Below are 23511 nucleotides of genomic sequence, written 5' to 3' on the forward strand. Positions count from 1 at the left end.
CGTTTTCAGGCTATTAAGCTAAAAGGGTAATCAGGGAGGATTATCATGAGTCTAGAAGCAGCAAGGCAGGCCTTTGCGAGCCGCAAAGTCAATGAGTGGGGAGTCAAACAAACCATTATTGAGACCGTGAAAGCGTTCTTTGTAGGATTTAAAGTGGCTCCATCGGGAGAAGAGCCTGTTAGATACACCCCTCAAAAAGGTGACGAAAATGATTTGGCGTATGAGTCTCGCAGAAATGAGCCTCTTACCAGCAGACAGGTTTCACAGGATTCCTCCCTCGATTCATCCTATGTCAATGTCAGCCCATCAGATGTGGATGATCTTCCTAAAGACATGCTTAGCCCTGGCTCCGTACACTATAAGGTGAATCATGATGAACCTCATGCTGACCAACAGGTTGGATTTGGGGTTAAAGCAGAAGGTTCTGGTTCCGACCGCCTGGCTCCCTATGAACCGGAGGTGGATGATTATGTTCTGGAGAAATTTAACCCATCTGTCCTGATTGACTTTGTGCTTGCGTTATCTGAAAGCGAAACGATGACGGATGAGATGATTGCCCAGACTTTTGGTACTTATATATGGGATAACAGACTCGATGCGGCTCAGGTAAAAGACGTTCTGGATCAGTTGGGCGCATCTGATAAGATTAACGATCAGTTGGGACCGTTGCTTGAAACAGCCAGCGAAAATGCACTGAGACTATCCCCCTACAATCAGCTGGCAATGGATCTTTTAGACCAGCTTTATCTTGAATATCAAGGGGATGAAGACCGGTTCAGTGATGAGGTGAAGTACCTGTTTACCAATGAAAAAAAACTGGTGGATGCTTTTTCCGAAAAGCTGGTAGACAAAGTTATTGCCTATGATGTTACCGTTAATGCTGAAGCTGTGAAGTGGGTTAAGCAGGCTCTGTCTAATGCGGCTTATAAAGATATGGATCTTGCCAAATCTGAGCCCTTCCAGCCATTGAGCAACCTGTATAAGGCTCTTGAAGAGAAACACGGCAGTTAATGATTATGAAGGCTGCTTCTTCAAAGTGGTAGCCTTCACCTCCCTGCTTGCAGTTCCATTTGCAAATGTTATGCGTTCCCCCCACAAGGTTGTACAATCTGCGCTGGAATTTTGATCGCAGTATGTTGGATAACCAGTGTCTAAACGTTTTTTTCTGCTTGCGGGAGTAAGCCTCTGTCTTGTTGTAGCCATTTTTATTTTTCGTTCAAGCCAGGAGCGAGTTTTCGAAAACGCTGGCCGAACGATGGGTACAACCTGGTCGGTAAAGTATGTTTCCTCCAAAGATAAAAACGATGTAATTCTTTCCCAAATAGAAACTTCTCTCGAGCAAGTGAATCAGGGCATGTCCACCTATATCCCTGATTCAGAACTGATGCGCCTGAACAAAGCTCCTGTTGGCGAAGCATTTAATGCCAGTCCGGCTCTTTTCCGGCTGGTAGAGCAGGCGGTCCATATCTCGGAGATTTCTGGTGGTGCTTATGATGTCACCGTTGGCGCACTGGTAAACCTGTGGGGTTTTGGCAGCGGTAAGAGTTTTTCTGGTGAACTTCCAGAACAGATTGATGGTAAGTCTGAGCCTGCTTTTGCCAAATGGCTTGAAAAAGGGCGTGTTTCATCCGTTCCGGACAAAGCTGCCATTGATCGTGCCCTGTCAGAAACGGGTTATAAATCGCTGATTCTCAATAGCAAAAGCCGTACAATAACCAAATCAACACCTGTTTTTGTAGATCTTTCTTCTATCGCGAAAGGCTATGGAGTTGATCAGGTTGCCCATGCTCTCGAAGGTTTTGGCATAACCAGTTATATGGTGGAGGTCGGTGGTGAAGTTCGCCTGCGGGGTAAAAAGCCCGATGGCCAGCCATGGAAAATTGCTGTTCGGGAACCCGTGCTCGACAACCAGATTCGTACAGTTGTGTCTCTGGACAATAAGGGGATTGCAACGTCAGGTGATTACCTGAATTATTACGAAGTGGATGGTGTGCACTTCTCCCATCTGATGGATGCTCGGACGGGGTATCCTGAAAAACATCGTTTGGCCTCTGTAGCTGTGGTGAATGACGATACCGGTCTGGCTGATGCTTATGCCACTATGTTTATGATCCTGGGTGAGAAGGCCGGTATTGAGCTGGCTCAGGAAAAAGGTATTGATGCCTATTTTATCTATCATACGGACAAGGGCTTTACTTCTCGTTCCACTGGTAACTTTGACAGCTATGTCCTTGATAAATAAGTAGATCAGGTTTTTATTATGACAGTTATGATTATGACATTCGGTTTGTTGCTGCTCATTATTGCCGGCATGGCAGTAGGGGTTATTTTCGCCAACAAACCTATCAAAGGTTCATGTGGTGGCCTTGGCAATCTTGGTTTGAAAGAGAGCTGCCCGATTTGCGGCGGTGGTGATGATAAAGATGCTTTGGCTGAAGCGCCGGAAGATCTGTTTTACGATGCAGCATCACCACAACCCGAGAAAAATACTCGAGCTATGTAATAACGTCGTCTGCTGTACCACAGGATGACAATAAAAATATAAGCCGGCGATCCCGGTTTAAAGGGAGTTTTCATGGGAATAACAAACTATGACCTGATTATTCTTGGCAGTGGGCCCGCGGGGGAAGGGGCTGCCATGAATGCGGTAAAGCTTGGCAAGCGCGTGGCGGTTGTTGAGCAGAAGCGAGTGGTGGGTGGTAACTGCACCCATCTTGGAACCATTCCTTCGAAAGCGCTGCGTCACTCTGTTAAGCAGATTTATACCTTTAATAATAATCCCATGTTCCGGGAAATTGGTGAGCCGCGCTGGTTCAGCTTCCCGAATGTGTTGAAAAACGCTTACGACGTTATCAACCAGCAGGTACGTTCGCGGACTCAATATTATTCCCGTAACCGTATCTCTATGTATTTCGGCACCGGTAGCTTTGTTGACGAAAACACTATTGAGATTGTTGAGCACAATGGCAATGTTGAGCGAATTGCCGCGCGCCAGATTCTGATTGCCACAGGCTCCCGACCTTATCGTCCGGCAGATGTGGACTTCAGCCACCCTCGTATCTATGACAGTGACACTATCCTCGAACTGACCCATACCCCCCGCCGGATCATTATTTACGGCGCTGGAGTTATCGGTAGCGAATATGCATCCATTTTCTCCAGTCTTGGGGTGTTGGTTGATCTGGTTGATACCCGTGATCGTCTGCTGTCGTTCCTAGATAAAGAAGTGTCCGATGCACTCAGCTATCACCTGCGCAACAACAACGTGATTATTCGTAACAACGAAGAATATCAGCGTATCGAGGGCACAGATGACGGTGTCATCCTGCATCTGAAATCCGGCAAGGTTATCAAGGCAAACGCACTGTTGTGGGCGAATGGCCGTACCGGTAATACCGCAGGTCTTGGTCTGGAAAACATTGGTCTTGAAGCTGATGGCCGCGGCCAACTGAAGGTTAATGAGATGTACCAGACTTCCGTTGATAATGTTTATGCGGCTGGTGATGTTATCGGGTGGCCAAGTCTGGCCAGTGCTTCTTACGATCAGGGACGCTTCGCGGTGACCAATATCCGTAATGACAGCCCGGTTAACCAGTTGAGTTCTGTGCCCACCGGCATTTATACAATTCCAGAAATCAGCTCATTGGGTAAGACCGAGGAAGAGCTCACCGCTGAATCTGTGCCTTATGAAGTGGGTAAGGCGTTTTTCTCCCGCTTGGCAAGAGCTCAGATTACCGGTGAAACTGCGGGCATGTTGAAGATCCTGTTCCACCGGGAAACTCTGGAGATTCTTGGAATTCACTGTTTTGGTGACCAGTCTTCTGAGATCGTTCATATCGGCCAGGCCATTATGGAACAGCCTGGTGAGAAAAATACCCTGAACTATTTCCTGAATACTACGTTTAACTATCCCACCATGGCCGAGGCTTATCGTGTGGCCGCACTGGACGGTATTAATCGTCTCGCATGAGTTTTTCTTCCAGTTGAAAAGCGCCTTAGTGGCGCTTTTTTTATGCCTGATGAAATATGGAGCAGGTAAATTTTCCTATGATGTCTAATCTGACAGGAAACATTTTGGGGGAAGTGTATGTCGGCCAATCAACAGATGGTAACTCGCCTTGGCTTTATCCTTGCCGTAGCCGGGGCGGCTGTTGGTCTGGGCAATATCTGGCGCTTCCCTTATATGGCCGGCGAAAACGGTGGCAGTGTTTTCCTGTTGTTTTATCTGCTATTTGTCTTTCTTCTTGGTGTCCCCGCTATGGCCGCAGAAATCCTGATAGGGCGGGCGGGTCGGGCAACACCGGCAACCAGCCTCAGGCAACTGGCCGTAGCTCATGGTCGTTCTCGGCGCTGGTCTGTTGTGGCCATTATTGGCATGCTGGCCGCTCTTATGGTGCTTTCATTTTATTCCGTTGTTTCCGGCTGGGGTGGGTATTACCTTATCAAATCTATTCAGGGAGAATTATCTGGGCTTAATAGCCAAGGGTTAGGACAGTTCTTTGATAGTTTCTTAAGTAATCCGGTGTTGTTAATAGTTTTTAACACCTGTTTTCTGGTTATGACTCTGACTGTGAATGGCCGACCGGTAGCTCGTGGGCTAGAGCGATTGAATTACTTGCTTATGCCTCTGTTGTACGTATTACTGATTTTTCTGGTCATTTATGCAGCCGGATTATCCGGCTTTGGACAAGCGCTGGATTATCTGTTTTCACCTTCCTGGGAGAATATAACTCCTCAAGTTCTGGTAGAGGCTATGGGTCATGCTTTCTTTACTCTGGCTGTTGGGGCTTGCTGTCTAATGGCTTATGGCGCTTATATGCCGAAAGGTCAGTCTATTCTGGGGGCGGTTTCCATAGTCATTGTTTTGGATCTGCTGGTATCGATACTCACTGGTGTGGCGACCTTTTCTGTTGTTTTTAGTGACGGCCTTGATCCTTCCAGTGGTCCCGGATTGATGTTTGTTACCTTGCCAAGGGCACTGGACGCGATGCCAATGGGAGGATATGTCCTGCCGATCTTTTTTACCCTGTTCATTATCGCGACCTGGACGTCCTCAATTAATCTTGCGGAACCATTGGTTGCTTCCGTGGCTCGCTTTCTCTCAACATCCAGGGCAAAGGCCTCGTGGATAGTTGGCGGTGTAGTCTGGACTCTCGGAATGATTCCGGCTCTATCCTTCAACCTTCTGAAAGATATATCTCTGGGAGGGCAGGGGGTGTTTGATCTTTGGACTGGTCTGGCAACCAATATTTTGCTGCCAGCCACAGGATTCCTGGTGTTGGTTTTTGTCGGCTGGGTTTTACCCCATACGGTGGTTATGAAGCAGTTAGGCTTAACCAGTAAAGGAAGTACCCTCTACTGGATGAGCCTGTTCCGGTATATTGCTCCGGGAATGGTTCTGCTTGTTGGTGTGGCCGGTTTATTTGCAGGCTAGCTCTTATTTCGCAGGCTTTGCAGACGCAGATTATGCAGTGCTACATAGTGCTTGGCCCATTTGCAGATCGTTTCACTTGTGTATTCGCGCTTTAATTCGCCGGTAAATGCATCGGCCGGCTTCGGGCAAACAACTTCAAGAGGGTTGTAGCTCTGACGCAAACCATAAATATCAGAAACATGTAGCATCGGATCTCCTGACAGAATTTTACCCACCGGTGGAACTTTGTGCCTGAGCCCTGGAACTTGGAATGCACTGAGAACCAATGCAACAGGTAAGGGGTAGCTTGTATCAAACACTCCTTCCTTGAGTGCTTGTACACCAGCATCTGAGGTCAGGAAGCTTGCTCCATCTATAAATCGGGTGAGTTTTTTCTCCTGCTCAACTTTATCTTCCATGGAGGACATGCACTTTATTCCTGTCCGGGATTTTTGGAGCTCTTTGGTTATTTCAATCATTGACCAGAGCTCAAGATATTCCTTATCTTTTAAGTGCTGGTCTTTAATTTGAAGCGCGTTGCATAGTATATCGACAAACGTGTTATGGCGAGCGGGTATAACCCCACCTTCAAACTGAATAAGTTCGCAGAACTGTGGGTCAGTGAAGAGTTCATACACTTCTTTTCTCAATACGTCTTCAGGATAGAGAGACATAAGCAATTTTATGATTTTCTCCCAGGGATAGCAGAGGTTAACTGCACCCATGAGTTCAAAGATTGCCGCTTGTAGGGGTGTATAACCGTCTTTATTTCTCTTCTGAATATCGCCGCCAGCCGCAATGATGAGTTTCAGTGAATCATAATTTGCCGAGATTGCCGCTGAATGGGCAGGTGTGTTCCCTGCGCTATTCTCTATGTTGGTGAGTTCACTTTGAATGTTTTCAGTAAGAGGCAGCTCAGATTTTTCGACATCTTCGATAGATTTCCCTACTAGGTTCCGGCAATTCGGATACAGTATGGTTAGGATCATACCGGTGCGGCCATTCTCGGCTGCCAGGTGAAGAGGAGTGTTCTGACTTTTGGGTGTTGCGGATGTCAAACCATGGTCTGTCAGGGCTGGCAGCCAGGCACCATTCATATAACCCAGATAGCTGTTAGTTGCGAACGTACTCTTGTGTTTGTCCCCAGCCATACGGTGAACGCATGTTCTTCCACTTTTATCTGGTGTATGGGGATCAGCGCCAGCCTGGCAAAGTAGTTCAACAATGGCCGGTGACTGGGCAAAATGGAGGCAATGATCAGCGCAGGGGTTTCCATAACGGATATAGTTAGTCTTGCAGTTAACCTCTGCACCAGACTTTAAAAGTACTTTTACACACTCAATGTTATTTAGCCTTGCCGCTTTCATAAGAGCGTTCTCAACCTGGCCATTCTCATCCATGTTGTGGTCATAAGACCATGTATTGGCAAGCTCTTTATTATGGGCGAGCAGGTGTTGCAGTACTTTCACTTGATTATGGGCGATTGCCCAATGTACCAGAAACTCTTGCGCAGACTGGAAACCGCTGAATTCTCCCTTGCAAATACAACCGGTAACATCACAGGCATTGTGTGCAGCAATAAGATCTTCTTGAGCCTTCACTACCGACACATCTTCAAGACCTGGCTTTTCAAGATCCTCAGCTCTTAGGCCAGCCTTGGAAAAGAAAGCAGCGGCAGCATAGTAGGTATCACTGTTTTTCTGCGAATCCCGTCTATGGGAGTTTTCGAAAACCTGTTCAATGCAACAGCTTGTTGGAGGTTCTTTATAGCTTAAAGGGCACACTAAATAGATATCTTTAATATCTGACGATGTGACTTGGAGAGGCTTGAATTTTGAGGCTGGTTCCGTTGGAACATCCGCAAGATCGCGTTTTTTATTGAACTGATTCTGACGGCATGCTCGTCTTTGCTGGAATGCAAGTTTCTGGTTCCTGTCAGCTTTTTCTTTTTGGGATTTCTCTCTTGTAGCGGTTTTAACATCCTGCCGGTGTTCCACCGGTTCTTGTTCCTCTGATTCAATGACAACCGCAGGAGCGCGAAAGGGAGTGTAGTCAGTATACGTCAGCATTGTTGTTCACCTTTAAACAATAAAATATTCCAGACACACAAATGAGTACTGGGTTAAAGAAAAGTTTCTGACAGCTGAAGCAGTGAATCTGACAATCAAAGTTATGTCTGTGCTTGCCGGATTAAACAGAAGATTTATTATTGGAAAGCAGTAGTGGAAGGAATAGAGCGCGCCAATAGACGCGCTCTCATCGAATAGATAAGATTTAAACGGTTTGTTGCTGAGCCTGAGCCGCTTTGTGTGACTGCACGCTCTGGTAATGGTTTGCCCATTTGCATAGAGTGGCAGAAGGATAAGTTTTCAGGTTTTTGACCAGATGTTCATGGGGGGATTTAGGATCTTCCGGGCATAAGAGAGAACCGAGCAGGCCGGTATCCGGAACATTCACTATATCAATGATATGTGGCCGTCTGGAGCCTTTCAGTAGTTCCGCGGTTGGTGGTATAACACGCTCCATACCTGGAAGCTGAAACAGACTGACTGTCAGAGCCACGGGTAACGGTAATGACATGTCAAACTCCCCACTCTTTATTCGCTCAATTCCCGGCTGGGTACCGTAATAGGCAATATCTTTCAAAAGCTTGCCAATTTTCTGGATTTGCCTGTCTCTGTCAAAAACATCTGATAAGGAGCAGGTATCATAGAGAGCCTGTTTTATATGTGTGCTGATTGCCCAAAATGGAAGCAGGCCTTTTTTCCTGAATTCGATACCTGTAAGGTCACCTTTTCTGCCAATAATATCGTTAATGATCTCGGCAAGTTCTGTAAAGCATTCATCAATGCCTAACTCATCCAGAGTCAGCTCTTCATAGCCTTCAGGAATTGTGGAATAGTCAGAGAGTACCTCATACACCTGATCCATCAATGCCACTGGTGATTTCGTTGTATCAAAATACTGTTTCATCAACCACTCAATGGATTCTTTCTGGCCAGGCACCCGGATTGGATAATTAATAAGTTTGCATATAGCTACCTGCAGAGGGGTATAGCCTGCCTTGTTGCGTTTGGTTAAGTCTCCCCCTGCGGAGTATATGAGTTTCAGCGCTTCCAGGTTCCCGTTATATGCAGCCATATGAGCAGGTGTGTCGCCGTTCAGGTTAGTCATGTGGGTTAACCCTTCAGCGAACTCGCCCGGAGTAGCAAGCTGATCTTCGGTGACCTCATCAGGCTTTTTTCTGGATGCGGGGTAAAGCATGCCCAATACCATTTCAGGCTTACCTTGATAAGCCGCAATATGCAGAGGGGTGTCACCATTAGGGGTCGTTATTGTTAAATCTCCGCTGCGTCTTAATGCGGGCAACCATGCTCCGTTTAGCCAGCCCCAGTCGACAACTGATGTCCCAGCCTCTGCCCCGCGGGAATGATCACCAGCCATCGAGTGAAGGATTGTTCCTCCGCCATCGACTCCATCTGTGATATTGATATTCGCACCACCCTCACAGAGCATTTCAACCATTTCGGGGGTACTGGCAAGATGAAGGCTTGACTGGCTGATAATATTTCCATGTTTCTCATAATGGCACTTCGCATCAATATCTACGCCAGCATTTATCAGCAGGGTTACGCAATCAAAATTATTCATTTTGGTTGCACGCATAAGAGCGCTTTGTACTAGACCGCTCTCATCCATATTGCAATCGTAAGCCCATGCGTTCGCCAGGCTTTTATCAATGCTGAGCAGGTGCTTCAGTACATGAGGTTGATTGTGGGCAATAGCCCAGTGCACCAGGAATTCCTGATCAGACTGGTAACCATCGTATTTCCCTTTACCGATGCAGCCATGAATGTCGCGGCAATTGTGGGCAGTTTTCAGATCTTTGATAGCTCGGGGCTCTATGTTCCCAAGGTCAACCAACCTGAGGCCAAATCCAGCAAAATGTTCAATGCAGTGGATATCCTCCCACTGTTTTGCTTTAACACTGTATTGTTCTTGTTCGGTCAGTGGTGCCTGATTGCCAAAAACCTGCTTCTGTATAATTCCACCGGGGCAGGACACTTCTTCCTCTGTCATCCTGCAGTAGAGTGTTTTAATCTCGGCAGGTGTAATACCCATGGATGAAATGGGCCGAGCTTCTGTCGGCTGTGATTCCTCGGGAATATTCCGGCGACCATCAAACCTCTGGGCATGAGCTTCTTTCTTTTGATTATCCGCTTGCTGCTTTTTGTCGTTTGTTTTCTTGTCTTTTGAGAGCTGCTTGGCATCTTTACGGTGTTCTGTAGCGGCGTCGAGCCCAGTGTTGTCGTCAACAATTGGCGGCACTCGGAAAGGTGCATAATCGGTATAGGTAAACACGGTTGAAAATCTCCCCAGCTCGATAATATCTGAATACACAAATGAACATCGGTTCTGGGAAAAGTTTCTGACAATGCCAACAGTCAAGCTGACAAGGCTGTTTATACAGGCCGTGTTGATTTACACCAGGTGCATTGATGCCAGGTATAGAGGCAGCACAGCGAAGCTAACAATCTGGGAATAATCTGAATGGCCCATACCGTAGACAATCCAAGATTAAGGTTGATAGCCAAAGCCGTTAATGGAAGGTTGATTAGCCAGAGGGTGGAAAAGCGGATTTTCATAACTGCCCGGTTACTCCCTGTACCCAGCAATGATTGAGTCAGTACCAGGGAAGCCGAGTCGGCAATAATGCTGATAGCCAGTAATTGCAGAGGAATGACTCCCGTTTCTACCAGAGGCAGATTACCAGCTAAAAATATTTTAAGAACTTGTTCAGGTGCCAGCAGTAAAGGCAGACTCAGTAATGTCATCACAGCAAGGGCTGCGAAAGAAACATCCATGCCCCAGCGCCATGCCCGGTGGAGGTTTCCGGCGCCAATGGCATGATTAATAAGAGTTGTCGAAGCCATCCCAATCCCAATCCCTGGCAGTATCAGTAACAGGGAAATATTTACCAGAACATGGCTGACGGCCATGGCATTCGATCCCAGACTGGCAATAAGCCAGAAGAATACCGCCATTCCCAAGGCGAACAGTGTTTGCTGAGCAGAGTCGGGCCAGGCCTGCTGGTAAAACTGTATGGTTTTTTCTGGTCTGGATTTCGGTGAGGGCAGTTTCTGTTTGCGTGCATACCGCAGAGCGACAAAGGAATTAATTAGCGCTCCGCAATACATGGCAAATAAAGTACCAATAGCAGCACCTGATAACTCTAATGCTGGCAGCCCCAATTTGCCAAAGATAAGAATAAAGCTAAGGCTGGCATTAACAATATGGGTTACCACCAGAATTTTCAGATAAGACCAGGGAGTGTGGCAGCCATTCCAGAAACCTCGGAAGCACAGCATCAACATGCCGGCAGGAAGGCTGAGTATGCGTATCTTAAAATAGCTTTCAGCCTGTATGGCAATCACACTATCAAGTCGGAAACTTCCAATAATCAGCGGGGCGCAGAAAAACAACAGGGCGGTAAGAGGAATTCCACCCAACAGGGTGATGCGAACACCGCTTTCCAGGGGTTCCAACAGTCGAGACAGTCGGCCTTGACCATGTAGTCTGGCAACCCGCGACTGAACAGCTACAGATAAACCGCTGATCAGGGCAAAACAGACAAAGATGGCATAATTGGCAGTACCAATAGCAGCCAGAGCGTCACTGCCTAAATGACCCACCATGGCAGTATCAACAAGATTCAACAGGCTCTGAGAAAGCATGCCGCCAATAATAGGAAAACTCAGCAGCAGAATTGTACGCAGACGGTTGAGAGGGGCATCTCCATCTGTGGATTGCGAAACAGTCACTCGTGAAGGACGCACCTTAAATCAAAAACCTTAATGCCAACAGCCGGAAACTGTTGGCATATCTGCAAAGAATGAACGATTACTCTGGATTATAATCCAGAACCGGCATCAGCCAACGCTCTGCCTTGTCAACGCTCCAGCCTTTTCGTTCGGCATAACTTTCTACCTGATCTTTTTGGATTTTACCAACGGAGAAGTACCGTGATTCAGGGTGAGAGAAATACCAGCCACTGACAGCTGCGGTAGGCAACATGGCATAGTGTTCTGTCAGGGATACACCAATTTCCTTTTCAGCATCAAGAAGACGAAACAGTTGTTCCTTCTCAGTGTGATCTGGGCAGGCTGGGTAGCCGGGAGCAGGGCGGATACCTCTGTAGCGCTCTTTGATCAATTCTTCGTTGGTCAGCTGCTCCTGAGAGTCGTACCCCCAGAGTTCTGTCCGGACTTTATGGTGCATATATTCAGCAAGAGCTTCCGCCAGGCGATCAGCTAAAGCTTTTACCATAATGCTTTGATAATCATCGTGAGCGTCTTCAAAGCTTTTCGCCAGTTCGTCTGCTCCCAACCCCGCCGTGACAACAAAGCCGCCAATATAATCTTCAATTCCTGAATCGTTCGGAGCAATGTAATCAGCAAGGCAGAAGTTAGGTTTGCCATCAACTTTCTTGGTTTGTTGGCGCAGGTGGTGGAGGTTAACTTCGCTATCACCATCCATCAGGCAAATATCATCCCGATTCACCTGAGATGCTGGCCAGAAACCAATTACGGCTTTGGCGGTAATCTCATTCTTTTCGATAAACCGATCCAGCATATTCTGGGCATCATCAAACAGTTTTCTTGCTTCTTCACCAACCACTTTGTCGTCCAGGATCTTGGGGTATTTACCGTGCAGATCCCAGGAAATAAAGAACGGCGTCCAGTCAATAAAGTCCCGAAGATCGGCGAGGTTAATCTCATGGAAAACTTTCTTACCGGTAAATGCAGGTTTTGGTGGTTGATAACCTTCCCAGTTAATAGGCGCAACCATCTGATCCAGTTCAGTAAACTTCACCCGTTGGGCATTGGGGCGACGGTTCTTGTGGCGATCACGAACCTTTTGATATTCGGCCTGAACGTCGGCAACAAAGGCTGGTTTCAGTTCTTCACTGATCAAAGTGGTGGCAACACTGACACTTCGTGAAGCATCAGTGACATAAACAACCTGATCATTCTGGTACTGTTGCTCAATTTTTACTGCAGTATGAGCCTTGGAAGTTGTTGCGCCACCAATCATCAGTGGGATATGGAAATCCTGTCGCTGCATCTCACGGGCAACATGAACCATTTCGTCCAGTGATGGAGTAATCAGACCGGAGAGTCCGATAATATCAACTTTCTCTTCACTGGCCGTTTGCAGGATTTTCTCGGCAGGCACCATCACACCAAGATCAATCACTTCGTAGTTGTTACATTGCAGCACCACGCCAACAATATTCTTGCCGATATCGTGAACATCACCTTTCACTGTGGCCATAAGGATCTTGCCCTTGGCCTGAACCTTTCCCTGTTTTGCTGCTTCTATAAAAGGAACAAGATGGGCAACTGCCTGCTTCATAACCCGGGCGCTTTTTACTACCTGGGGCAGGAACATCTTGCCGGCACCGAACAGGTCACCAACCACGTTCATACCATCCATCAATGGGCCTTCAATGACATCGATGGGGCGCTCAGACCCAAGCCGGGCTTCTTCGGTATCTTCGACAATAAAGTTGGTGATGCCTTTAACCAACGCATGTTCAATACGCTTGGCAACAGGGAGTTCCCGCCAGGCCTGATCTTCTTTCTGATCCTGTGCCTGACCATCTCCACGGTACTTTTCAGCAATGGCCAGCAGGTTTTCAGTGGCATCCGGGTTTCTGTTCAGAACTACATCTTCTACAGCATCACGTAGTTCTGTGGGAATATCTTCATAAATCGCTAACTGCCCGGCATTCACAATGCCCATGGACAGGCCAGCTTTAATGGCGTGGTACAGGAATACAGCGTGAATCGCTTCCCGCACCGGGTTATTACCGCGGAAGGAGAAGGAAACGTTACTGACACCACCGGAAATCATGGCATGGGGCAGGTTTTCCTTAATCCATGCGCAGGCCTCAATAAAGTCCACCGCATAGTTGTTGTGTTCTTCAATACCAGTAGCGATGGCAAAGATATTGGGGTCGAAAATAATATCCTGTGGCAGGAAACCAATCTCATCAACAAGGATGTCATAAGAGCGCTTACAGATTTCAATCTTGCGCTCAAAGGTGTCGGCCTGGCCGGTTTCATCAAAGGCCATCACCACAACTGCGGCACCATAGCGATGACACAGATGAGCCTGATGACGGAAAGCGTCTTCACCTTCTTTCAGGCTGATGGAGTTAACAATGCCCTTGCCCTGAATGCATTTCAGGCCGGCTTCGATGACATCCCACTTGGAAGAGTCGATCATTACCGGAACACGGGAAATATCCGGCTCCGAGGCAATCAGGTTAAGGAACCGAGGCATGGCGGACATTGCGTCCAGCATGCCTTCATCCATATTGATATCGATAACCTGCGCACCGTTTTCAACCTGTTCTCTAGCGACATCGAGGGCGGTATCGTAATCATCTTCTTTGATCAGGCGTTTAAAGCGGGCAGAACCTGTGACGTTGCAGCGTTCGCCGACATTCACGAACAGGGAATCTGCGGCAATAGTGAAAGGTTCAAGGCCACTTAACCGGCAGGCAGTCTCAGGTTCTGCAGGTTTACGTGGCGTCAGGCCCTCTATGGCTTTTGCGATAGCGCGGATATGGTCTGGAGAAGTTCCGCAGCAACCACCAATGATATTGACCAATCCGGATCGGGCAAACTCACCAACAACTTCGGCCATCTGTTCTGGCGTCTCGTCATACTCACCAAATTCATTGGGAAGACCCGCGTTAGGGTGGGCGGTAACAAAGCTGGTGGAGATGCGAGATAGTTCTTCCACATAAGGGCGCAGCTCATCGGCACCTAAAGCACAGTTCAAGCCGAAGCTTAAAGGTTTGGCATGATTCAGGGAGTTGTAGAATGCCTCTGTGGTCTGGCCGGAAAGGGTTCGTCCTGAAGCATCAGTAATAGTTCCGGAAATCATAATGGGCAGTTCAAAGCCCAGTTCTTCGAAAGCACTCTGAACACCATAAACAGCGGCTTTGGCATTCAGGGTATCGAAAATCGTTTCAACCAGAATAAAGTCAACACCGCCGTCAATCAGGGCGAGAGTGGCTTCTCTGTAGTTCTCAGCCAACTCATCGAAAGTGACATTACGAAAGCCGGGGTCATTCACATCAGGAGAGATAGAAGCGGTACGGCTGGTAGGACCTACTACGCCAGCAACATAACGGGGAACGCCGGTAGCGTCGGCCACTTCGTTGGCAGCTTTGACAGCAAGGCGGGCCGCTTCCCGGTTAATTTCCGGTACCAGATCTTCCATGCCGTAGTCAGCCATAGAAATACGGGTAGCGTTGAAGGTATTGGTTTCAACGATATCAGCGCCTGCTTCAAAGTAAGCCTTGTGAATGCCGGCAATGATTTCTGGCTGGGTAAGTACCAGCAGGTCATTATTGCCTTTCAGATCTGATGGCCAGTCCTGAAAGCGTTCACCACGGTAGTCCGCTTCTTCCAGTTTGTGGGACTGAATCATGGTGCCCATGGCGCCATCAAGAATAAGGACTCTTTGCTTCAGTGCGGAAGTAATATCTGTAAGGCGCTGCTCGCGATTCATTCGGGGGCGGGTCCTGCTCTGTTCTGCTTTCGTTATAGGTCCGCTTTATATTCATTCAGGGTGCAAGTGAAAGCGGCCACTTCTATGTGGCCGCAGTGTAACAGATTGCTGGTTGTGAAAGAAAAGAACCATAAACTCTGAGGTTATTACCTCCAGACATTTCTGCCTGTGGTTCTGGCTACTTCAGTGTCTGTGAGGCGGAAACGGGCTCGCGTATAGGTTGTCAGCTCTGCAGAAGACATTTTCTTTACATCGCGCCGCTCTTTCATAACCTTCTGGCCACCTTCGATAGAGCTCTGGGTAGAAGAGGTTGAGCAGGAAGACATACCGCTGTTCTGTCGGCTCAATGGCCTGTGCTTAGGCTGATCCTGCTTTTTATACTGACGGCATGTTCTAAAGAAGGCATAACCCTTTTCACCATCAGTCACGCGCTTCGACTTCCTCAGAGGGAAGGCGTTAACGCTGATATCTGTACTGCAGCGTCCGTAATCTGTTTTCATAATCTGACTCTCCACTTATTCTGATTAATTTCAGAATAAGTCAGTTAGGTGAGGGTGGATGTAAGACTTGAGTCGGACTTGATACCAAAGTCGTAGAGGCTGCTCTCTGTAATACGGCACCTAAGAGAAGTACGGAATTGCCCCTATACCTGAGTAGAAAGGTTGGACTTTTCCCGGCGCTTATATAAGCGTAGAATCGGCAGGGTAATTAACAGAGGAAGACCACTCTTGAGCACTCCGGAACCTGCAATCGATTTTACTGAAGGCGCCCAGAACTATTTGAAAGAGCTGCTGGAAAAGCAGGGTGTTGACGGTATCGGTGTACGAATGTTTGTCTCCAGCCCGGGTACTCCCCATGCAGAAACCTGCTTGGCCTACTGTAAGCCGGGGGAGGAGAAGGAAGGTGATGTTTGCATGACTCTCACCTACTTCAACGCGTTTATCGAAAACGATAGTGTTCCTTTCCTGGAAGATGCGACTGTTGACTATGCAGCAGACAAAATGGGTGGGCAGCTGACGATTAAGGCACCTAGCGCAAAAATGCCCCAGGTTACTGATGACAGCCCACTGGATCAGAAAATTAATTATTACCTTCAGACTGAAATAAACCCAGGCCTGGCTTCCCACGGTGGTCAGGTTCAGCTGGTGGAAATCGACGAAGAAGGCTATGCCATCCTGCAGTTTGGTGGTGGCTGCCAGGGTTGCGCCAGTGTTGACCTGACCCTGAAGGATGGGGTTGAGCGTACCCTAGTTACCCGTATCCCCGAACTGAAAGGGGTAAAGGATGTAACAGACCATTCCAATCGCGAAAATGCTTACTACAAGTAATATCGCTGTCGAATGAGAAAAACGGGCTTCTTGCCCGTTTTTTTATGTCTGGAGTTTGCAGTCTTATAACTCCGGATGCTTTGTATTTTCTGATGGGCTTTGAAGAGTTTTGCCCTTCTCCGTTTTACCCCTTCCTCATTAAGCTCGTTTTTCTGCCTTTTCAGGCGTTCTTGCACTCTCCAGCTCTCTCCATGCTTTGCTGTGCTATAGACGGCTCTGGTTTTTTTCGTGAATATCATTTTAGTGCCGGTAATTAATATTACCGGTACTAAAATGATGTTTTTAGCTAATGAACGAAACTATAAATACTGGTATTATAAAACCAGTATTTATAGTTCTAAATTGATTGGTTTTAACGGACTTATGCAAGATTCTCAGCGCCGCACCCTGATATTCAGCGTTCTGGATGATATGAAGAGCGAAGGAGAGAAGATCACAGCTCAAAAGCTGGCTACTCAGGCAAAAATGGGGAAGCAGACGGTTCTGCCGTATTACCGGGAGTGGCAGGAGTTGGAAATTCTTGGAGAGGATGATGGTGTTGAGCTGTCTGCTGATTTAATTCGAGTTCTGAAAAGGGAAATAGGTAAAGAGAAGTTTCGTCAAGGGGAGCAGGTCCGCGAGATACAGGATCAACTTGATGAAGAGCGTGATCACTATGCGGCACAGTCTGAAGTGTGGCGTCAGCAGCTGGATGAGGCTAAATCCTCTTTCGAGCAAGAATCCAAGGTCAGGGGTGATCTTGAAGAAAAACTTGAAGCCCTTACTAAGGAGAAGCAGAGTGCGGAGCAGAAGTGTGCAAGCCTCGCCGAGCGCCTTGAGCACCAGGTTGAACAACTGGCAAGCTTGGAAGAAAAGATAACTCAGGAGGTTGAGCGTTCCGAAAAAGCACTGGTAGAGCAGGAGCGTCGACTGGATGAAGCGCATACAAAGATTATTGATCACTGGATGAAGGTGATTGATGAAGAGCGCCGGGAAAAGGCGCGACTCAGCAAGGTGCTAGAAAAGAATGCGGCAGAATTAGGTAAGAGCGAGAAAGAGCGCAGTCAATCTGAGTCTCTGCTGGTAGCGGAAAAGAGCGCTCATGCCAACACTCTTGCAGAGGTTAAAGAGCTGCAACAGAAAGAAACCACTCTCCGTCAGGCGCAGGAAATGCTACACAAGCTTCAGCTCGTACTTGGAGATAAGCCGGAAGTGGCTGCAAGGCAGCTAATTAATGATAGTGTTCAACTGAAGGAAAAGGAAAAGGAGTGCAAAGCTTTTGAGCAGAAGGTTGAAGAATTGGCCGTACAAAGCAGCAAATCAGTAGAGGCTGAAGCTGAAAACCGCAAACTTACTGAGCAGGTGATAAGGTTGGAAGCTCGCTTGGAAGGTATTCAGATGGCGGGAACGTTTCAAGTAAAGGAAAGATAGCACTCAAAGGTAAAGGGGCATCTTCAAGTATGAAACGCTGACTTTTCTAATTTAAGTGTGGGGTGGAAGTAAATATCATCTACCCCACACTCAAAGCATTAAATACCTACCTCTGAGTTTCACACTTTCGCTTTTACAGCAAATTTAAACAGGGCCTTCGGCGGGCCAAGCTCTCTGGGCAGATCATCATTGATCTGAAAGTGCTTATTCTGACTGCTGACCCAGACATGAATTTCAGGTTTAAACTGTGAAGCATCTTCAAGGGTTGCTGGACTTACTGCATAGATACCATCCAGCACTTTAAGCTCTGTATAAACAACGGTCCCACAATCTGAACACCGATGTTCCAACATTGGTGCCCCGGAACCGCCTTTATCCTTGAAGATCAGACTGTTGCCTGATGATCTGAAATCAGATTCTTTAACCATTGAAAAAGCTGCACAGGGAGCATTGACTCTTCTCTGGCAGGCATGACAGTGGCAAAACCCGGATAAAACCGGTGAACCTGTGATCTGATACTTGAGTTGTCCGCATCGACAACTTCCTTTGATTTCCGCCATCTTTATTCTCTTTGTATGGGCAGGTCGGCCTATCTTCTGACTGAAAACCTGTTGAATCAAGGGGCTTTTACTGTCTGGTCTATCATTTACAGGTATTTATCAAGGATGAGATGTGGCTACAGGAGTGCCGCCATGGACAGCAGGAACAACAAAGGGTTTACTCTTATCGAGCTGATTATTGTTGTCGGCATTATCTCTATCCTTGCTGCAGTGGCCAGTTATGCCTATCAACGTTATGTTGCCAAGACAAAGGTGATGGAAGTTGTAACCTATGCCCTCCACCATAAGCGCGAAATTCAGGAATTTTATTACAGCAATGGCGCGTTCCCTGATACGTATAGTATTCCCAGAATTAATCCGGATTTAATGTTGTGGGCGGCTGTATTAAAACCGGGAAGCAACCCAAATAAAGTCACTATTCTAATCCACCTTGATAAGGATCAAATCCCGGATTCTGTTGAAGACCCTCACTTCCAATTGCAGGGCATAATTCAACCGGATGGGACCGTTGAATGGACATGCGGCATGCGTGACTGGTGGCGGAAAATTATCCCGACAGCTTTTCTCCCAGAAACCTGCCGGGACAGAAACGGAACCCCCTGGAGCTGATTACTACACAGCTTTAATCATCAGGTAAAAATGCCTGCATATCTTCAAGCCAGAAAACAATCTCTTCACCCAGTTCTTCACATAGCTCGTCCGTCAATGTTCGCGTATCACACAGTGATTGCACGGCCTGCCTGGTTTTGCTGGCAAGCCTGCGAGAGTCACCATTTACAAAAAACAGAATTTCATTTTCGTTGAGCTGGTGCCAGGCGAGTCGTGATCCGGCAGTAAGAACCAGATCACTTTCCTGCGCAGTGTCTTCCAGATGTTCTTGATATTTCGGAAGGGTCATATGCTGTCCAAGCCACTGGGCGATAAGTTCAGGCCGCTCAATCACTTCATGCAAAAGATTTTGGATATTGGTAACGGCTGACGATGCTATTTCAGCCGATGAATTTTGTATTTTCAGCCTAGGATCAGAATACCGTTTACTTTCGGGTAGAAGGTTAGAGCAGAACTCACTGAACTCACTGATAATTTCACTGTGAGAAGGAGCGCGGAAACCAACTGAGATAGTTATGCATTCATCATCCACGGCTTCACCAAGATGGGCAACACATGGAGGTAGATAAAGCATATCACCGGGGTTAAGTACCCAGTCATTTTCAGATGAAAACTCATCCAGAAGTCTTAACTGCTGGTTGTCCATCAGGGTAGAGCTTTCATCGCACAGCTGACCGGTCTGCCAGCGGCGCTGTCCAGCTCCCTGTATAAGAAAAACATCGTAGTTATCGTAATGTGGGCCAACGCCACCGCCATGGGTGGCATAGCTGATCATAATATCATCCAGTCGCCAGTCTGGAATAAAACGAAACTGATTCAGTAAATCTCTGATTTCTGGTATCCAATGATCAACAGCCTGAACCAGCAAAGTCCAGTGTGAAGGAGGCAGTGAGGCGAACTCGTCTTCAGAGAAAGGACCTTGTTTTAATTGCCAGTCTTTCCCCTGACCAATCACAATGCGGGATTCGATCTCTTCTTCGCAGGCAAGCCCGGCCAGCTCATCGCCGGATACTGGTGAAACAAATCCGGGAAGCGCATCTCGAATAAGAAGGGGATGCTTTTGCCAGTAGTTCTGCAAAAATTCTTCAGCAGATAAATCGCCAAGGGGCCAGTTTACTTCAGGTGTCATTGTTTTTATTCCAGATAAAAGAAAGGAGAGCATGGGCTCTCCTTTCCAGACAAATCACTAAACGATTCAGACCTTTAGTGCTTGTTCTTCAGCATTGCCAATATAAGAAGCTGGCGTCATCGCCTTTAAAGACTCTTTGGCCTCTTCTGGCATATCCAGCTGATCAACAAACTCCAACATGGCTTCACGGGTAATTACTTTGCCGCGAGTAAATGCTTTCAGTTTTTCATAAGGTTCTTCAATGCCATACCGACGCATCACTGTCTGAACAGGCTCTGCCAATACTTCCCAGGCGTTGTCTAGGTCTTCAGCCAGGCGAGCAGCGTTAGCTTCCAGCTTGCTGATTCCTTTAAGGCTGGCTTCATAAGCGATGAGGCTGTAGGCCATGCCAACACCCATATTGCGAAGTACGGTGGAATCAGTCAGATCCCGCTGCCAGCGGGAGATCGGCAGTTTTACCGCCATATGTTCCATAATGGCGTTTGCCAGCCCCAAGTTGCCTTCAGAGTTTTCAAAGTCGATGGGGTTAACTTTGTGAGGCATCGTGGAAGAGCCAACTTCACCGGCAATGGTACGCTGCTTGAAATAGCCAACGGAAATGTAAGACCAGATATCCCGGTCGAAATCGATCAGGATAGTATTGAACCGGCGAATCACATCAAACAGTTCTGCAATGTAATCGTGAGGCTCAATCTGAATAGTGTAGGGATTAAAGGTCAGCCCAAGGGATTCAATAAATTCCTTGGCGTTAGCTTCCCAGTCAATCTCTGGATAAGTCGCCAGATGAGCATTGTAGTTGCCAACTGCACCGTTAATTTTGCCAAGCAGGGGAACCTGCTGGAGCTGTTCCAGCTGGCGTTGCAGGCGGTACGCAACGTTTGCCATTTCCTTACCGAGAGTGGTAGGCGAAGCTGTCTGGCCATGGGTGCGGCTCAGCATAGGTGTGGCTGCATGTTCGTGGGCCAGGGCACGAATGGCTTCCATAACCTTGGTCATGGTGGCGGTAACTGTTTCACGCCCCTGTTTCAGCATCAAGCCGTGGGACAGGTTGTTGATGTCTTCGGAAGTACAGGCAAAGTGAACAAATTCTAAAGCTTTGCTGAGTTCAGCATTCTCTTTCATTTTTCCTTTCAGGAAATACTCAACCGCTTTTACATCGTGGTTAGTGGTGCGTTCAATAGCTTTAATCTCTGTAGCATCCTCGGCAGAGAAAGCCTCAACAATGGTATTGAGAAGGCTGTTGGCTTCGCCACTGAAAGCAGGAAGCTCCGGAATTTGGTTGTGTTGGCCAAGACGCTGGAGCCAGCGAACCTCAACTTCAACCCGGGCACGGATCAGTCCGTATTCGCTGAAAATGCCTCTCAGGGCGCTGGTCTTGCTGCCGTAACGGCCGTCGACGGGGGAAATCGCAGTCAGCGATGACAGTTCCATTGGGTGACCCTTGTCAGTTGCTACTTATCTTTTGAAAGTGGTGCGAGCGCGCGCATCCTACAACAAAATCCGGATCAAATCTGCCCTTTGAGCAGGTTTGATGCCTCGCCCAGCATGGATTTGCGGGAAAATACCAGATGCCAGCGGCGTCCGCCGACCTGTCTCCAGAGAATGGCAGAGCGCAATCCGGCCAGAAGACAGGCGCGAATTTTGTTGGCGCTGGCGGCATTCTGCAAATTACGAAGATCGCCGGTGACCTGCACACGGGTTTTGAAGGTGCTGACATTGTCGAGATAAACTCCGGCCAGACTGGCCAGAAGGTTTTCATGCAGGTGGTCAAAATGATTCAGCTGACCTCGGGCACGATTGATGCCGTCTGCGATGCTGTTCATCATGGAGCTATTGCTGCGAACTTTGCGTTCCAGATGAATAAGAGTCAGTGCGTAACGAATAGTGTCAGAGCGTACAACTTCCGGATCCCGCTCCAGCAGGCCGCGTACAAGTCTTAAACCATTATGTACGCTGAAAACATCACCATAAACTTCCTGAACGTTTCTTGGGTCCGTTACGAAAATACTTTTAATGGCGGTTTCCATAGTGTCGGTCGGCGCCTGACCAGTTCTGGCAACCTTTTCTACCAGGCTGCAGGCCTGAAAAAGGCCGGCAAGGGCAAGCACGCGATCGGATTCATTGTGCGTCACAGCGAGTACATATCCTGATGTCTGCTAAATGGCCGACTCATCAAGCCGGCCTGAAACTGTCTTTAACGTATTTTTCAGTCAAAGCTTATTGGGGCAGTTGACTGTGTCGTTGCTCAATAACGCCACCACCAAGGCAGATATCACCATCATAAAAAACTACTGACTGGCCGGGAGTTACAGCACGCTGGGGGTCATCAAAAACAACCAGATAGCGTCCCGAAGCATCACGCTGCAGCTGGCAGGGTTGATCTTCCTGGCGATAGCGAACTTTGGCAGTCAGCTTGGCGGGCAGTGACGGTTCACCATTGACCCAGTAAATGGTATCAGCTGACAGGGCTTTGGAGAACAGTAGAGGGTTGTCGTTCCCCTGGCCAACAATAAGAACATTACGTTCCAGGTCCTTCTCCAGAACATACCACGGTTCATCACTGGCATTTTTCAAACCACCGATACCGAGCCCCTGACGCTGGCCAATGGTGTGGTACATCAATCCATGGTGCTCACCAATCACTTCGCCAGCTTCTGTTTCAATAACACCGGGTTGTGCTGGGATGTATTGTTTAAGGAAATCCCGGAAACGACGTTCGCCAATAAAGCAAATGCCGGTACTGTCTTTTTTATTGAACGTGATCAGATCGTGCTTTTCGGCAATAGCCCGCACTTCACTTTTCTCCAGCTCACCAACCGGGAACAGTGTTTTGGCAATCTGTTCTTCACCAACAGCATGGAGGAAGTAACTCTGGTCTTTGTTGTTATCCAGGCCTTTGCGCATAACAACTTTTTCGACAGAGTCATCGCGGCGAACATAGTGGCCGGTGGCGATCATATCTGCGCCCAGAGTCAGTGCGTAATCAAGGAAGGCTTTGAATTTGATTTCCCGGTTGCAGAGGATATCCGGGTTAGGGGTACGGCCTGCTTTGTACTCTTCAAGGAAGTGCTCAAAGACATTATCCCAGTACTCTGCGGCAAAGTTGGCCTGGTGTAGATGAATGCCTAGCTTGCCACATACTTTCTGGGCGTCCGCCAGGTCTTCCCGGGCTGTACAGTATTCCGTGCCGTCATCTTCCTCCCAGTTTTTCATAAACAGTCCTTCCACCTGGTAGCCCTGCTGCTGCAGTAACAAGGCAGAAACGGAAGAATCTACGCCGCCGGACATGCCGACGATGACTCGGATCTGGGAGTTATCGGTCATAAAATCTCAAAAAAACGGGTATATCGTATTAGAAGTTGCTCTATTTTAAGCAATGCCATAGGAACGTCCACAAGAATAAACCGCGATAGCCGATAGAGGTTCAGGCTATCGGTATGCGGTTAGGTTCTGGAGTGTATCCAAATGTAGTTT

At 47.8% G+C, this 23511-nt stretch carries 18 protein-coding genes; 8 read left to right on the forward strand and 10 right to left on the reverse strand.

From position 1 onward, the window contains the following. Window positions 1–45 precede the first annotated feature (45 nt). The 5 genes from ACY2RR_RS10130 (at window position 46) to ACY2RR_RS10150 (ending at window position 5434) form a co-directional block, all read left to right on the forward strand. Window positions 46–1011, forward strand: a complete 966-nt coding sequence (locus ACY2RR_RS10130; protein ID WP_490108028.1) for a hypothetical protein — start codon at window positions 46–48, stop codon at window positions 1009–1011. 136 nt (window positions 1012–1147) lie between these two features. Continuing rightward, window positions 1148–2242 (forward strand): FAD:protein FMN transferase, encoded by a 1095-nt coding sequence (locus ACY2RR_RS10135; RefSeq protein WP_490108029.1) that lies wholly within the window; start codon window positions 1148–1150, stop codon window positions 2240–2242. A gap of 18 nt (window positions 2243–2260) precedes the next feature. Continuing rightward, a complete protein-coding gene (gene nqrM / locus ACY2RR_RS10140) occupies window positions 2261–2503 on the forward strand; it encodes a (Na+)-NQR maturation NqrM (RefSeq protein ID WP_490108030.1) in 243 nt (80 codons plus the stop codon). Window positions 2504–2575: 72 nt separating this feature from the next. Next, entirely contained in the window at window positions 2576–3970 is a 1395-nt protein-coding gene (sthA, locus tag ACY2RR_RS10145) for a Si-specific NAD(P)(+) transhydrogenase (RefSeq protein ID WP_490108031.1), read from the forward strand. Between the two features lie 117 nt (window positions 3971–4087). Continuing rightward, window positions 4088–5434: a sodium-dependent transporter gene (locus ACY2RR_RS10150; protein ID WP_490108032.1), complete on the forward strand. Its 1347-nt coding sequence runs from the start codon at window positions 4088–4090 to the stop codon at window positions 5432–5434. On the opposite strand, the gene ACY2RR_RS10155 is transcribed toward ACY2RR_RS10150, so the two are convergent. The 5 genes from ACY2RR_RS10155 to ACY2RR_RS10175 all read right to left on the reverse strand — a co-directional run bounded on the left by ACY2RR_RS10155 (window position 5431) and on the right by ACY2RR_RS10175 (window position 15501). Beyond that, complete coding sequence (locus tag ACY2RR_RS10155) at window positions 5431–7482, reverse strand: ankyrin repeat domain-containing protein (RefSeq protein ID WP_490108033.1); 2052 nt, start codon at window positions 7480–7482, stop codon at window positions 5431–5433. The two genes, ACY2RR_RS10150 and ACY2RR_RS10155, sit on opposite strands and share 4 nt — an antisense overlap. Window positions 7483–7687: 205 nt before the next feature. Continuing rightward, window positions 7688–9775, reverse strand: coding sequence for an ankyrin repeat domain-containing protein (locus ACY2RR_RS10160; RefSeq protein WP_490108034.1), 2088 nt, complete (start codon window positions 9773–9775; stop codon window positions 7688–7690). Between the two features lie 101 nt (window positions 9776–9876). Continuing rightward, window positions 9877–11235, reverse strand: coding sequence for an MATE family efflux transporter (locus ACY2RR_RS10165; RefSeq protein WP_490108035.1), 1359 nt, complete (start codon window positions 11233–11235; stop codon window positions 9877–9879). Window positions 11236–11314: 79 nt separating this feature from the next. After that, window positions 11315–15001, reverse strand: a complete 3687-nt coding sequence (metH, locus tag ACY2RR_RS10170) for a methionine synthase (RefSeq protein WP_490108036.1) — start codon at window positions 14999–15001, stop codon at window positions 11315–11317. Window positions 15002–15147: 146 nt separating this feature from the next. Continuing rightward, window positions 15148–15501 (reverse strand): hypothetical protein, encoded by a 354-nt coding sequence (locus ACY2RR_RS10175; RefSeq protein WP_490108037.1) that lies wholly within the window; start codon window positions 15499–15501, stop codon window positions 15148–15150. Window positions 15502–15729: 228 nt separating this feature from the next. On the opposite strand from ACY2RR_RS10175, the gene nfuA reads away from it, so the two are divergent. Beyond that, window positions 15730–16329 carry a Fe-S biogenesis protein NfuA gene (nfuA, locus tag ACY2RR_RS10180; protein WP_490108038.1) on the forward strand — a complete coding sequence of 200 codons (600 nt, stop codon included), beginning with the start codon at window positions 15730–15732 and terminating at the stop codon, window positions 16327–16329. Window positions 16330–16557: 228 nt separating this feature from the next. Then, on the forward strand, window positions 16558–17739 hold the full coding sequence (locus ACY2RR_RS10185; protein WP_490108039.1) for a hypothetical protein: 1182 nt from the start codon (window positions 16558–16560) through the stop codon (window positions 17737–17739). A gap of 119 nt (window positions 17740–17858) precedes the next feature. On the opposite strand, the gene ACY2RR_RS10190 is transcribed toward ACY2RR_RS10185, so the two are convergent. Beyond that, complete coding sequence (locus ACY2RR_RS10190) at window positions 17859–18299, reverse strand: GFA family protein (protein ID WP_490108040.1); 441 nt, start codon at window positions 18297–18299, stop codon at window positions 17859–17861. Window positions 18300–18431: 132 nt separating this feature from the next. Here ACY2RR_RS10190 and ACY2RR_RS10195 point away from each other — a divergent pair, with 132 nt between their 5' ends. After that, window positions 18432–18908 (forward strand): pilin, encoded by a 477-nt coding sequence (locus ACY2RR_RS10195; protein WP_490108041.1) that lies wholly within the window; start codon window positions 18432–18434, stop codon window positions 18906–18908. Window positions 18909–18921: 13 nt separating this feature from the next. On the opposite strand, the gene ACY2RR_RS10200 is transcribed toward ACY2RR_RS10195, so the two are convergent. The 4 genes from ACY2RR_RS10200 to mnmA all read right to left on the reverse strand — a co-directional run bounded on the left by ACY2RR_RS10200 (window position 18922) and on the right by mnmA (window position 23361). Beyond that, complete coding sequence (locus ACY2RR_RS10200; protein ID WP_490108042.1) at window positions 18922–20037, reverse strand: JmjC domain-containing protein; 1116 nt, start codon at window positions 20035–20037, stop codon at window positions 18922–18924. Between the two features lie 66 nt (window positions 20038–20103). After that, window positions 20104–21468, reverse strand: coding sequence for an adenylosuccinate lyase (gene purB / locus ACY2RR_RS10205; protein WP_490108043.1), 1365 nt, complete (start codon window positions 21466–21468; stop codon window positions 20104–20106). Between the two features lie 74 nt (window positions 21469–21542). After that, window positions 21543–22169, reverse strand: a complete 627-nt coding sequence (gene hflD, locus ACY2RR_RS10210; RefSeq protein ID WP_490108044.1) for a high frequency lysogenization protein HflD — start codon at window positions 22167–22169, stop codon at window positions 21543–21545. 85 nt (window positions 22170–22254) lie between these two features. Then, complete coding sequence (mnmA, locus tag ACY2RR_RS10215) at window positions 22255–23361, reverse strand: tRNA 2-thiouridine(34) synthase MnmA (protein WP_490108045.1); 1107 nt, start codon at window positions 23359–23361, stop codon at window positions 22255–22257. Window positions 23362–23511 lie beyond the last annotated feature (150 nt).

The organism is Parendozoicomonas sp. 2304DJ65-17 (assembly GCF_058148445.1).